The organism is Brevibacillus sp. MS2.2 (assembly GCF_013284345.1).
GTDB lineage: Bacteria > Bacillota > Bacilli > Brevibacillales > Brevibacillaceae > Brevibacillus > Brevibacillus brevis_C.
The window spans coordinates 182,316-197,074 of the sequence record NZ_JABSUZ010000003.1 but is presented as its reverse complement, the minus strand read 5'-3'; the positions used below and the strand labels follow the sequence as shown (position 1 = coordinate 197,074).

At 48.6% G+C, this 14,759-nt stretch carries 5 protein-coding genes; all 5 read left to right on the top strand.

All coding sequences use genetic code 11. The features are described 5' to 3' along the window. From edeI to HP568_RS03950, 5 genes are read left to right on the top strand one after another with little or no spacing between them, the layout of a single operon-like run. On the top strand, positions 1-8,658 hold the full coding sequence (gene edeI / locus HP568_RS03970) for an edeine biosynthesis hybrid PKS-NRPS EdeI (protein ID WP_173628393.1): 8,658 nt from the start codon (positions 1-3) through the stop codon (positions 8,656-8,658). Positions 8,659-8,674: 16 nt separating this feature from the next. Next, the gene (gene fabD / locus HP568_RS03965) at positions 8,675-9,943 is read left to right on the top strand and encodes an ACP S-malonyltransferase (RefSeq protein WP_048033244.1); all 1,269 of its coding nucleotides are present in this window, start codon (positions 8,675-8,677) and stop codon (positions 9,941-9,943) included. A gap of 41 nt (positions 9,944-9,984) precedes the next feature. After that, positions 9,985-13,353 carry a beta-ketoacyl synthase N-terminal-like domain-containing protein gene (locus tag HP568_RS03960; RefSeq protein ID WP_173628392.1) on the top strand — a complete coding sequence of 1,123 codons (3,369 nt, stop codon included), beginning with the start codon at positions 9,985-9,987 and terminating at the stop codon, positions 13,351-13,353. 43 nt (positions 13,354-13,396) lie between these two features. Then, positions 13,397-14,440: a BtrH N-terminal domain-containing protein gene (locus HP568_RS03955; protein ID WP_173628391.1), complete on the top strand. Its 1,044-nt coding sequence runs from the start codon at positions 13,397-13,399 to the stop codon at positions 14,438-14,440. 25 nt (positions 14,441-14,465) lie between these two features. Further along, positions 14,466-14,702: a phosphopantetheine-binding protein gene (locus HP568_RS03950; protein ID WP_048033241.1), complete on the top strand. Its 237-nt coding sequence runs from the start codon at positions 14,466-14,468 to the stop codon at positions 14,700-14,702. Positions 14,703-14,759: the final 57 nt, after the last annotated feature.

Below are 14,759 nucleotides of genomic sequence, written 5' to 3'. Positions count from 1 at the left end.
ATGAGTTTGCTAAAAAAATACATCTTGGAGCAAGTGGCTGCTCATCGTCTGCAAGAGAAGGAAGCACTCCCTTTGCTGAAGGAACTGTCCTCGGCCAACGTAAATACACGCCAAGATTTCGCGATCATCGGTATGGCTTGTCGTTTTCCCGGAGCCAGCAGCCTCGAAGAATACTGGAAAAATTTGAAACAGGGGCACGATTCAATCAGTGATATCCCTGCTACAAGGCGTCCAGATGTCGAGAGGGTAGCGAGAGAATTTTTTAACGACACAGATTTCAAGTATGAGCGGATGGGGTATCTCGATCACGTGGATTTATTTGATCATGCGTTTTTCGAGATATCACCTGCAGAGGCTCGAACCATGGACCCTTATCAGCGGATGTTTCTCGAGTTGGCATGGGAAACATTTGAACATGCCGGGTATAGCGAGAAGATGATCAGCGGTTCTCCTACAGGCGTATTTCTGGGGTATTGTGACAATGAATCACAGTACCAGCGTGTGTTGAAAAACGTTGATTCGTCTTCGCTGGCTGGCAACGTTGCAGCAATTATCGCTTCACGAATTTCTTATTTGCTGAATCTGTCAGGTCCGAGCCAACTGATTAATACATCTTGCTCTTCCTCCTTGGTCGCTCTGCACCAAGCATGTCAGGCCATTGGAAACAACGATTGTCGAATGGCTCTCGTAGGTGGAGTTAATCTTTCCCTGTTTCCGATTCAACAAGATACGGACTTTGGCATCGTTTCTGTCGATCGCAAAACCAAAGCTTTTGATGACTTTGCGGATGGAACAGCATGGGGAGAAGGTCTTGGCGCTGTTCTTTTGAAGTCATACGATCAAGCAGTCAAGGACAACGACTATATCCATGCCGTGATCAAAAGCACTGCGGTCAATTGTGATGGCCGTTCAACCAGTATTACAGCGCCCAATGCGATTTCCCAGTCTGCTTTGCTGCGAACAACATGGGAGCGGGCGCGTATCAATCCAGAGAGCATCTCCTATATCGAGGCACATGGAACAGGGACAAGACTGGGCGATCCTGTTGAGATTGAGGGGATCATGCATGCCTTTCAGAAAGTTTCAAAACGTAAGCAGTTTTGCGCAATAGGCTCGGTCAAAAGTAACATTGGGCACACGATAGCAGCATCAGGTGTGGCTGGAATCATCAAGACGGCTCTGATGATGAAGCATCGCCAGATTCCGCCGACGCTGCATGTGAAGCGGCCGAATACCTTAATTCCTTTTATCGATTCACCTGTTTATATAAATGATGTACTAAAGGCTTGGGATGTAGAGGCGGACCAACCTGTGAGGAGAGCCGGGGTAAGTGCATTTGGCCTGAGCGGGACAAACGCCCACGTCATATTGGAAGAGCCTCCTGGGCGCGAGGCAACAGCCGTTTCAGAATCCGGCGATTACCTCATTACGTTATCTGCCAAAACAAATGAGTCACTATGGGATTTACTCGAGAAATACCATGCATTTTTATCAGGGCCTTCGGAGCATTCCCTTTTGGATATGTGCGCTACTGCCAATATGGGGCGCGGACACTATCGGTATCGCCTTGCCTTCATTATCAATAGCAAAGAGGACTTTTTTCAGAAGATCCATCGCCTGTGCACGGGAGAACGGATGGAGGACGGTGCTCCGCTTGTTGATGGAAACCAGGTATTCTACGGGGTACTGAATTCCCGTGGGGAAAGTGCATTGCCGATCAGTATGCAAATAGACAGCTCTGACCCTGTAGAAATGGCAAAACAGTACGTGCGAGGGGTACCTATCAATTGGCTAGAATACTACCGTCCAGTCAAATGGAAAAAGGTACCCTTGCCAACCTATTCCTTTGCCAAAAACCGTCACTGGGTGCAATCGGATCAACCCGTACAGGACATGGTTGAGCGGTCCGCTACTGTAGCATCTGAGGCGGCTCATGAGGACGAAACAGTTGATGTTCATAAAATTGCTTCCACCTTCTTTACCTTTGGGGAAATGTTACTGAATCAGGTGAATGTCCAAAAGCAAGCTGGTTTGGAAGAGGATGAGACTTTTTATTCCGGCCTGTCATTGCTTGAATGCTACAAGCAACTAGGTGTGTTACACAAGCAGGAACAACTGTATACGCTGGAAGAATTGCGTGAAGCTGTAAGGGTCGATGGAAAAAATGAACATATATTCCAATTGATTCTTGAGCTTGTCGTTAAGGCCTCTTTGGTTGAACACGTTGAAGGAACATACCGTCTATCTGCACATGCAGAGGGTCTTGAAGCGGAAGCGTTTTATCAGGATTGTCTGGATCGCTATCCGAATGAGCATGATACGTTCTCTCAATTGAAAGAGTGTTTTGCCCACTACTCAACGAGCATGACGGGGCAGGACGTACTCGTGACGAACGAGGGTACTTCCGACCTGTATAAGTCGTATGCGGATCGCATTACTCTAAGAAACCCTGCTGGACTTATGGCAGTGGAAACAATTGCCCAATATATCCATTCGTTTAGACGTCCCGTTCGCATTTTGGAGCTCGGAGGCGGTTCCAGCAAACTTACTCGCTTATTGCTGCCGAAGATTGAGAAACAGGATGTCACCTATCTGTTTACGGATGGTGCGCAATCGTCTCTGGCAGAGGCAGAAAAAGAGTTCCAAGAAGTGTACCCGTTTGTGCAGTTCCGTCCGTTCAACATGGAGCTGGCACCAGGCGAACAAGGCTTCGATCTACACGCATACGATGTGATCATTGCTAATAACGCTATACACAGGACGAAGGATGTTCGGGCATCCTTATCGATTTTACATCAGTTGCTTGCAGAGCAAGGCGTGCTGTTTGCGATCGAGCTCGTGAAAAATCGTTCAACGGCAAATGTGATCGGGGGGCTTGCCGCAGACTGGTGGCAGCACGAAGACACCGATCTGCGACCGCAAAATAGGCTGATGGATGCTTTACGTTGGGAAAAGGCGCTTCGAGATACGAACTATCAATCGGTTGCCATTTATCCGTCGCCAACAGCGCTGGGTGATCTGTCTGATTCAGCGTTATTGATCGGACATTCAGCGTATACGCCACAAGAGTATCGGGAGTGGACCTACCAGATCCATTGGCAAACAAAAGAGCTGACAACGAATCATCCGACCCAGCGTCCAGGAATCTGGCTGGTGTTTCAAGATGAAGGTGGTGTAGGAGAAGCACTGGCTGACGCGATGTCATCGGACGGACATGAAGTGATCAGACTTCGCAGCGGTGAGGCTTTTGCCACCGTCTCTTCCCACGAGTTCATCCTAGATCCCAGCCAGCCGGCAGATCTGCGGCGTGTGTTCGAGAGACTCGGGGACAAAAAGGAAAAGCTGACTGGGATTATTCACTTATGGAGCTTGACCTCGGGCTCCCAAAAGCGGAGTGATCTCGGACAGCTAGAAGCCCTTGAATCAGCGCAACATCTGGGAGTTTATAGCCTGTTTCATTTGACACAAACGTTGCTTGAGCTGGATCTGAAGCAGGTGCTTGATTTACGAATCGTTTCGAACTACGCACAAGCAGTAGATGAGAACGGACCTGTATTTCCAGAAAAAGCTCCCTTATTCGGTCTTGCTAAGGTTATTCCGCAGGAAAATCCAAAAATGCAGTGCTTTAGCCTGGATCTCGCAACAGAGGGGCTTTCAACATCGCAGTTGGCTGGTCAGCTTCTAGCGGAAATTCGCTGCAATCGGGATGACACATTGGTTGCCTATAGAGGAAATCGCTTCGTACCAGAAATGAATCGCTGCGATATCGATAAAATTCCGAAACGGCCTGTAGAGATACGCGAAAATGGCGTTTACTTGATCGCCGGAGGGACAGGCAAACTGGGACTGGCATTTAGTAAGCATCTGGCCGCTCAAAAAAATGTGACGCTCGTGCTGATTAATCGTTCTCCACTTCCACCAAACCACGAGTGGCAAGAGCGTTTACAGCATCCAGACTGCAGTGCTACTGAGGCACGAAAGCTGAGAAATCTGCTTGAGCTAGAGGAAATGGGAGCGCAGGTAGTCTGCTACGCAGCTGACGTGTCCAACCGTCAGCAGATGGAGGATATTTCCGCGCAAGTCCGTGCCCGTTACGGACCGATCAACGGCATTATCCAATCCGCGGCGCATATCACCTTCGAGACGATTCAGACGAAGAAGTTTTCCGATTTTCAAAATGGCTTGAAAGCGAAAATGGCTGGCACAGTCATACTCGATCAGATAGCTGAACCGGAGCATTTGGATTTCTTTGTGATCTTTTCATCACTTGCTTCGATTTGGGGTGGAGCGACTGGAAGTGACTATGTCTCCTCCAACTGCTTCCTGGATGCCTATAGTGCAGCCCGCAGTCGATCGGGAAAACCAACGATAGCGTTGAACTGGTATGCGTTTGAAGGCATAACAGGTCCTGGTTTTATCGGTTACATGCCGATGGATGGAGCAATACAAGCTTTTGATGCATCGCTGTCTTGCCAAACTGAACACCTGATCATTGGACAATTTGATTTGCAAGTACTGAAGGAATGGGCACCGTCTCTGAAAGTAAAGCTCGGAGATACGATCTTTGCAAGCGGAAAGTCTCATAAAGAACGCGAAACACCATCCTCAGTGACCATGCAAAACCGAGTTGTTTTGTCTGGCAGGGAGGAAGGCGATCGCTACACTTTGTTGGAGCAAGCTTTAGGCCAGATTTGGTCCGATGTGTTGGGCTACACCGAATTAAGCATCGACGACGACTTTTTCAGGCTGGGTGGCGATTCTCTTTTGGCAATTGGTATCGTTTCCCGTGTCTCCAAGCAAATGCAAAAAGAGATGACGATCACCGACCTATTTCAAACACCGACGATCCGTCAATTGGCTATATTGATGGCTCCGAATGAAGAAACAGCTGTGTCAGCGATCCCTGTAGCAGAGCATCGGGAAGCTTACCCCGCCACCTCATCTCAGCAAAGAATTTATGTGCTGGAACAAATGCAGGAGGGGGCAGTTGCCTACAACATCCCTACAATCATGATGCTTGAAGGAGAGTTGGACAGAGAGGCTTTCGAACGTGCATTTGTCTCGCTGGTGCAGCGTCATGAGTCGTTGCGTACCTCATTTTCCATCGTGGATGGAGTTTTGATGCAAACCGTTCACCCGAGCGTAGATTTTACGTTGGCGTATAGTGAAGTCGACGAGAACGAGGCCAAAAGAACGGTCGAACAATTTATTCAACCATTCGACTTGTCAAAAGCGCCGCTTGTTCGCGGTATGCTCATTCGCATCGATGTTACCAAACATTTGTTGCTGTTCGACATGCATCACATTGTTTCCGATGGTGTGTCCATCAATATTTTGATCCGTGAGTTCTTCCAATTGTATCAGGGACTCGAGTTACCCAAGCTGCGGATTCAATATAAAGACTACAGCGTGTGGCAAACAGAGCAGCTAGGCAATGGGGTATTGGCCGCTCAGGAGAAATTCTGGCTAAAAGAGCTGGATGGAGAACTTCCTGTGCTTAATCTGCCTACGGATCATCCTCGACCGTCCGTTCAGAGCTTCGAGGGAGAAGTCCTGACCTTTGAGATTCCTCAAGAGATGACAGAGAAGATACTGGCACTGGCAAAAAACAATGGTTCAACCTTGTACATGACGCTACTGGGAGCGCTCACCATTCTGCTGTCGAAATACGCTGGCGAAGAAGACATTATCATTGGATCGCCAGTGGCTGGCCGTCATCATGCAGACCTGGAAAACATTGTGGGTGTCTTTCTGAACACATTGGCGATGAGAAACTTCCCGCGAAGCGATCGAACCGTGGCCGATTTCCTTCAGGAAGTAAAGGAACGGGCACTGGCGGCGCTCTCTCATGCCGATTATCCATTCGAAACGCTGGTGGATCGCCTGACGCTGCCAAAAGATACGGCGCGTAACCCACTGTTTGATGTGATGTTCATTTTGCAAAATACCGGTGACGCGAAGGGAAGCATGAGTGCGAATGGGCTAACGCTCTCTCCATATCCATTTGAACAGCGCTCTGCCCAGTTTGATCTGACCTTTGACATCATTGAGCGAGAACAGCGCCTGATTGTCGATATCGAATACAGCAACAAGCTGTTCAGCAAAGAAACGATCGCGTCGATGTCCACACACTTCCAGAAGATTCTGGAGGAGATGGTGGAAGATCCGCAACAGTTAATCGGCAAAATGTCCATGCTGGCAGCACAAGAACGCTTGCTGCTGATGGAGCAATGGAATGACACGAGTTTGGAATACTCTCGTGAAAAAACAGTCGTCCAGCTCTTTGAAGAAGTAGCGGAAACTCAACCGAACGCGTTAGCTGTATCATGCGGAGATGAGAAAGTTACTTATGCGGAATTAAATCAGCGAGCAAACCAAGTAGCCCGTTTGATCAAGCAACACGGCGTCACTGCGGATACATGCGTTGGCCTTTTGACGAATCGCTCTGTGGAAATGATGGTTGGACTCTTGGCGATCTTGAAAGCTGGAGCTGCGTTTGTCCCGATTGATCCGCACTATCCAGAAGAACGTACCTCTTACGTTTTGGAAAACAGCATGACTCGCCTCGTCTTAACCCACGATTCTCTGGCAGAAAAGCAGTGGGGAAGTGTTGTCCGAGTAGACGTAAACGATCCCCGGATGGAGATGGAAGACGACTCCAATCTTCCGTCACAGGCTGCACCTGGCGATCTCGCCTATGTTATTTACACATCGGGTTCTACAGGCAAGCCTAAAGGCGTTATGGTTGAGCACGGCAATTTGATTAGCTTCTGCTCAGGGATCGGGGAACACATCGATTTTGCCAGCGCAGATAAAATGCTGGCTGTGACGACGATTTCGTTTGATATTTTTCTGCTTGAAACGATTGTACCGCTGACGAAAGGGATGACCGTGGTCATTGCAACCGAACAGCAGCAAGCAGACCCGCAGGTGCTCAAGGAGTTGATTTTGCAGGAAGAAATCACGTTCCTTCAACTGACTCCATCCCGTCTACAGCTCATGCTGGAAGAGAAGAGCAACTTGCACGCCCTTGACTGCCTGAAAGCGATCCTGCTTGGAGGAGAAGCCCTTTCATCTTCTTTGTTCCAACGGATTCGCACCCAGACCAAGGCGAGACTTTACAATCTGTACGGACCGACTGAAACAACGATCTGGTCTACGGTGCAGGACTTGACCGACGCGGAGGAAGTAACGATTGGCGCGCCGTTGCCCAACACACAAGTCTATATCCTCGATGAGCATCTGCAAGTGCAGCCGATGAAGATCACTGGCGATCTTTACATTGCAGGGGATGCGGTAACGAGAGGCTACTTCGGTCAGCCAACACTGACGGCTGAGCGCTATATCCCTAATCCGTTTAAACCTGGTCAACGTATGTACAAAACAGGTGATCTCGCGAGATGGCTGCCGGATGGGCGGATTGAATATGTGGGACGATCCGATTTTCAGTGCAAAGTACGCGGTTATCGAATCGAATTGGGTGAGATTGAAAGTGCCCTTTCTCAGCATCCGGATATTACGGAAGCGGTGGTCAGTGTGCGAGATACCGCCAGTAATCCTTACCTGTCTGCGTATTATATGGCAAAGCAAGCGTTGGACAGTGATGAATTACGAGCCATGCTGAGCAAAAGTTTACCTGATTACATGATTCCGAATTTTTATACGCATATGAGTATGTGGCCCCTGACACCAAATGGAAAACTGGATCGCAAATCATTGCCAGAGCCTGATGCTCTCCAAGACAAGCACACTGAATATCAAGCCCCGGCTACCAGACTGGAAGAACAGGTGGCGGGCATTTGGCGGGAAATGCTTAAACGTGAAACGGTCGGTATGCAGGATAACTTCTTCCACATAGGCGGTAATTCGCTTTTACTGGTGCAAGTTCATGCCAAGCTTGAACAGCTTTACCCTGGACGGGTTCGTATTGCCGATTTGTTCGCCCATCCTACGCTGTCTGGTCTAACCAACTTTTTGAAGAACACCGCTTTAGATGTAACAGATGAACAAGAGGAAATCGATACGACCGCTTATTGGTTGAAGGAGCTGGATCGTGTCTCGCTGATCGAGTTGCCGCCTCAGTATGGGGCTAGTGGAGAAGGGAATGCGGACGCAAACTGGGTCCAATTCTCACTTACTGATGATCTGTTTGAAAATGTGCAGCAGGTCAGTCAAATGGAGGCTGTGGCGGTTAGAGACGTTCTGCTTTCGATGTACCTGTACCTCATGTCGGAATTGACAGGACAGCAGGATCTTTATATGGAAGTGGCTGTCGACAAGGAGCTGCAGACGAAGGCCTATCCATTCCGGGTGAACATGTCAGAGGTCAACACCTTCTTCGACCTATTCAAGCAGGTGCAGCAGAAACGACAGTTCATCGAAAACATGACGGGAGAGGCCACATTGTGGCTAAAAAAATTACGGACGGATCGCAACGGCGGAACGATTATTCCATTCTTCGGCAGTGTCAATGAGTTTACAGATGTATCGTTCATATACCATGAACATGAGCTTACCTTCTGGATCAAGGAAGGAAAAGACGTGATTGATATCGTGTGTGCATTTGACCCTGATTGCCTCCGGGCAGAAAAAGTCACGGAGATGACGCTGGATTACCAGCAATTGCTCAGGATGCTAGTGAATGAATACATGACGTAGAGAAGGGTGATCAAAAATGGACAAAATCGCACTCTTATTCCCGGGACAAGGTTCGCAATATGTTGGAATGGGCCAAGCATTATGTGAGGCCCATCCCATTGCCGCTCGCACCTTTGAAGAAGCAAGTGATGCGCTTGGATTTAACCTGCAAACACTTTGTTTTGCAGGGGATGTACAAGAATTGACCAAAACAGAGCACGCACAGCCTGCAATCCTGACGGCAAGTGTCGCAGCCTTCCGCGTTTATTCACAGGAAATGAACATCGAACCGAAGTGGGTGGCGGGTCACAGTCTGGGTGAGTTTACGGCCCTGACTTGCGCCGGTGCTATCCAGTTTGCAGATGCTGTCCGCCTTGTCTATCGGCGAGGTCAGTTCATGCAGGCGGCCACGCCGCAGGGTGTCGGTGCCATGTCAGCAATCTTCGGGTTGAATGCTCAACTTGTCGAGGAGATTTGTCGGGAACATTCTCGTGACGATGCGATCGTCGTGGTCGCCAACCATAATTCCGCTGATCAGATTGTCATTTCCGGACATGCACATGCGGTGAGGCTAGCAGAAGAAGCGTGCAAGCAGCATGGCTCGACTTCCGTTGTCAGCCTCAAGGTGAGTGCGCCTTTCCATTCGCCTCTCATGGTGCAAGCCGCGGAACAATTAAATGAGGAATTGAAGCGATACACGTATTGCGATCCCAAATGGCCTGTGATTTCCAATGTGACAGCACAACCATATGTCCATGCTGATCAACTTGTCGATTTGCTCACAGCCCAGACAACAAGCCCTGTTCGCTGGCAATCCACGATGGATTACTTGGTAAAACAGGGAGCGAATACCGTAATTGAGGTTGGTCCCAAAAATGTGCTGACAAATTTGGCCAAAAGATATCCCCTTCGCGCCTATGCCTTTGACAAGCAGGGGGAGATCAATCGTTATCAGCAAGAGCTTCAGGATGCCAAAGCGCGTAATCAAGCAACAATTGCCCAATTCGTCGATTCTTGCATGACGATTGCTGTTTGCACGAAAAACCGCGGTCTCGATGAAGAGGCGTACCAGCAAGGGGTGATCGCTCCTTATCAAGCTCTTCAACAACTAAGGCAACAGCTGGAACAAGGAGAAAAAGAGGGGGGCTATGGGGATATACGCGAAGCTGTTTCTCTGCTTCGTTTGATCTTGCAAACAAAAAAAGCTCCTGACACGGAACAAGTCATGCGCTTTGAACAGCTGACTAGCAAACCAGACTTGCAACAGCGATTCCCTGAGATCGGCAAGGAATGGCAAGCAAGTTAAGCCGAACCAGGTGAGCAGAGGACTCAAGGAGGAAGAATGCAGTGAGCAAGCCATTAGGACTGAACCGAGTCAAACTGAATAAACAGCAGACGGATGCTCATTCAACAGGCAGCAAACCCAATCACCACGATATTGCAGTGATTGGTGCTGCTTGCCGATTCGGAAGCGCAGAAAACCCGGCAGACTTTTGGCGTCTGTTGCAAGCTGGTCAAGATTGTGTGAGAGAGCTACCTAAAGAGCGCCAGAACGATTTGATTCCATTGTTACTCGCCAAAGGGTTGACGATGGAGCAAATTCAATTTCGAGAAGCTGCCTACCTGAATGAAATTGATAAATTCGATCCGCAGCTCTTCGGTCTTTCTCCTAAGGAAGCCAGCCAAATGGACCCAAACCAGCGCTTATTTTTGCTGACATGCTGGGAGGCGATTGAGGACGCCGGATATGGTGGAACAATGCTCGTGGGCAGCCGTACAGGTGTATATCTGGGGTTTAGCAGTGATTTTGGTGAAGAGTATAGACGAATGATTCGAGAGCTGGAACCAGAGGCAATGTCAACCTCGATCATTGGCAATATGAAATCGGTGATCGCTTCTCGTGTCTCCTACCTGTTGGATCTCAAAGGTCCGAGCATGCTTGTGGATACTTCCTGCTCCTCGTCGCTGATGGCTGTTCATCTGGCATGCCAAGCGATTCGTCGAGGAGAATGTGAGATGGCGCTGGCCGGGGGTGTCAAGCTCATCTTGCTGTCTTTACAAGATGGGAGCAATGATTTGGGAATTTTATCGCAATCTGGTCGTACCAGACCTTTTGACAATGATTCAGACGGTACGGGTGTTGGTGAAGGCGTTGGCGCCGTTTTCCTGAAGCCGTTGACAAAGGCACTGGCGGATGGGGATTCGATTTATGCCGTGATCAAGGGAAGTGCCGCCAATCAAGACGGACATTCTTTCGGGCTTACCGCACCTAATTCATTGGCACAAGCCGAGGTGATTCAGCAGGCATGGAAAGACGCGCAAATTGACCCCGAGACCCTTTCCTATATCGAGGTGCACAGCATAGGCACCAAGCTGGGCGATCCGATGGAGATGGACGGACTGGAGAGAGCGTTTCGCCGATACACAAACCGCCGCCAATTTTGCGGGATCGGCTCCGTAAAAACGAACATCGGTCACACCGACCACGTAGCGGGGATGGCTGGTCTTTTCAAGGTGATTCTGTCTCTGAAACAAAAGCAGATCCCTCCGCATTTACACTTTCAGCGGGCGAATCGGATGATTCCTTTTGAACAATCTCCCATTTACATCCACGACACATTGACCGAGTGGGAACCAGAGCAAAGCGTGCGACGGGCTGGTGTCAGTTCGTTTGGGATGAGTGGAACCAATGTGCACCTCGTAGTAGAGGAAGCGCCATTCATACAGTCTCCCAAGCAAGACGAAGGTGTTCAGGCTATCGCTTTATCCGCTAAAAGCGAGGCGAGCTTGCTCAACCTGTTGCTCCGTTTTCAGAAGTGGACCAGCAAGCCTGTGGAGGAACTGCCGACATTGGAAAGTCTCAGTTTTACGGCAAATACGGGTCGTAGTCACTATGGCTACCGCTTGCTGCTTATTTGCAGGGACATGGACGATTTTGCCGCAAAAATCTCCAGGTTGTGCGTGAGCGACTGGACAACACTTTCTGAACCAGATATTTTCTTTGGCTGGCACAAGGTTATCTCGCAGGAAAAAGCAGACAGAGAGCCTGGGATCGTGACTGAGGCAGAACAACAAGCATTGAATAAGGCGGCCAATGAACTTTTGCAAAAGCTTTTATTGGCTCAAAGCAACGAGTTATCTGATCTAAAAGAGCTCGGCGAATTGTATGTGAGTGGAGCAGATGTACGCTGGAGTGTCATGTACACGTTCAAAAAGCCGCGCCGCGTGCACCTTCCTGTCTATCCGTTTGAGCGGAAGCGTTGTTGGCTGGACATCTCTTCTCTTCATTCTCTTGACAAGGATGCCGGGAGAGAAAAAGACCATGTTGCACCGCAAAAATCTGGAGAAGCGAAGCTGCCAAACGTGGTGGTACGTGGGAGAAAACATGATACGTACACCGTTTTGGAGCAAGAGCTGGCTCACATTTGGGGATATGTTCTGGGGCTTGAAGAAGTAGGTGTCCATGACAATTTTTACGAGCTGGGTGGGGACTCAATCATCGCGATTCGCATGATCAGCGAAATCTCCAAGCGGATGAACCGAGAAGTAGAGGTAGAAGACCTGCTTACCTATTTGACGATTTCCGATTTTGCTGCCTATCTTGATACGGCTGGGTATGAAGTAGAGCAGGTTGCGAAAGCAGAGGCAGCTGCTACTACAGTCCAAACGGTTCAACAACGAAACGCAAAATCATGGCATGGCGGCGCGCAAATCAAACGCAGCTCGTATGCCGATGTCAGTCATTTATCCTGGCGTCAATGGAATTGTTATGATCGCGGCCTCGCTTTATTAATGGAGGAGCAGGATGCCCATCTGATTCCGTATTTTAAGCTTTTTCTCGGGTTGAAACGCAGCTATCAGCTTGATGCTGAGGGGTACCCCTATTCGTATCGGGAACATGCTGAGGTTATGGGTTATTTATCGGATGAGGAGATGCTATACAAATTTGGCTATCGGGTCAAACTTGTGCCTGTCGCTCGTCTGGATGAATTGCATGAGTCGATCATTCTCCAATTGGATCAAGGCAAGCCCGTAATGGTTGCGTTTGACGAGTACTACACCTTTTATACGCCGCAATACCAGAAGGAACATACCGATCATCTCACCGTCATCACTGGTTATGACCATGACAAGCAGGTTTATACGATCATCAATCACAATCATTTGACTCGCGGGCAAGCGCAGCGAATCCAGTACGATAAATTTTCCACAACGTACCAAACGCTTGAGGAGATTTATGCAAATCTAGAGCCGCATTCCCGGCTGATCATGGTGCTCGATCGCGTTACAGATGACGAAGCAAGTTTGCGTGAGAGCGCGGAGCAGGAGTTGATGCGATTACTAAAAGCGGTCGAGAGTAAACAGCAAGTTGGCCGTGAGCTTACACTGTTGCTGTCACTTACGGAGCAGCCAGACATCTATTTTCAAGAAGCCAATTTAAATGAGCTTTACGTTCAATTAGGCGGGAAAGAACTGTGGGTGGAAACATTATTGGACTGGTATATTCCACAGGGGGATCAGTCTGTACGCGAACTGGCGGAGGAGATTTTGCAGATATCCAATCACGTGGTGAATCGCTATGCCCTTAGCTTATATAAAGAAAAAATGTTGAAGCGATCTGACATGGAAGCTGCTGTCGACAAGTTGAGGTTTCTCACTCGTCAATTTCTGCAACAAGTATTTACCTTGCGAAAATGTGACTCGGATATCCGATAGTCGCATGTGATTACCATTACGATAGACAGGAAGGAGAGTGCTCATGTCACTCACCGAGATTCAACCGAGCAAGCATCCGAACCTGGATTGCATCGGCGCTTCTATCTACACGGTTCTGAAATACCGGAACTTTTCCGCCTTAGAAACAGCTTGGAAGCAGTGCGGTGCCATCTATCTGAAAACGCAAGATTCTCCTTATGGAGATATAAACGGTCAATACATGAGAACAGTCGCTGAGCTCAGGTGGATTCACAATATCCGCGTAGAAGGAGGGGCTGAACCGCAAGATGACCTGTTTTTGGCAAATATACAAGAACGTTTGGAACGGGAGATACCAATAATCGTCCTCTGCAATATGGCAGAACTCCCGTACAACCCTTATTATCAGGACCTGCCTGAAATGCATAGCATCATTGTCACAGGTAGAGAAGATAACCAGCTTCTGATCGTCGATGATTACTACCGGTACAAAGGTCTGTTGCCCATCGAGCAATTTTTACAGGCTAGCAACTCTTCCTATCGGGATGCGGGCACAGGCGAATGGTATCCACTCCACAATCGATCATTTGAATTGGTACTCTCGGATTCCCTGTATCCGACGCCAGATCAGTTGCTTGAAGCCGTCACGAGCAATCTCAGCGTACTAGAGGGGCGTTGCGACACAAGTCAAATCAAGCGGGAGTTGGATCTACCCGACGATGTCAACGTCGAGGTTGGGCTAAAATCCCTTGATCCTTTTCTCAAAGACGTAGAGGCTTTTCTCGCTAGCAGAGTAGAGATCACAGATGATCATCTCGATATCCTTAACCACAGCTTGATCAGCATGGCACAAACAAGAGCGATGTATGCCAATGTCTTGCAGGCGATCAGTGAAAAGTATGAAAACTTTGGTGAACTTGCCGAGCAGTATCGCAGTATCGGACATCAATGGAAAATTACGACCAATATGATTTTGAAGGCTTTTGACAGTAATCGCAGTGACATGGTTCATCGCGTTCTGCAAAAAATCAGCATCATAAAAACGCAGGAATTTGAGGCAGTCACAAAAACAAGAGAATTACTGGAACGGGTTGGCGTTGTTGTGTAAGCATCTACTACTTGGAGGGACTCCTATGGAAAGGGAAAACGAAGTATACGAGACACTCCTCCGGTTGTTTTCTGAATATGTGAACGAAAGCGGAGAACTTACGGAGTACATTGATTCATTGACCTTTATCAAGTCGGTCGTAAAGGTGGAAAAAGAGTTTGGCATTGAATTCGATGATGACATGCTCCATTTGGAAAACTTTCAAGATATGAAAACGTTGGCAGGTTACATCCAGCAAAAAATGGATACAAAATCTGCCTGATCGAAGGGGCAAGATGTATACGGTCGATCGAATGAAGACCGGAAAAATCGGGAGTGA

Coding starts and splice junctions, on each gene's coding strand:
- edeI (WP_173628393.1), top strand. CDS start 1: ATGAGTTTGCTAAAAAAATACATCTTGGAGCAAGTGGCTGCTCATCGT.
- fabD (WP_048033244.1), top strand. CDS start 8,675: ATGGACAAAATCGCACTCTTATTCCCGGGACAAGGTTCGCAATATGTT.
- HP568_RS03955 (WP_173628391.1), top strand. CDS start 13,397: ATGTCACTCACCGAGATTCAACCGAGCAAGCATCCGAACCTGGATTGC.
- HP568_RS03950 (WP_048033241.1), top strand. CDS start 14,466: ATGGAAAGGGAAAACGAAGTATACGAGACACTCCTCCGGTTGTTTTCT.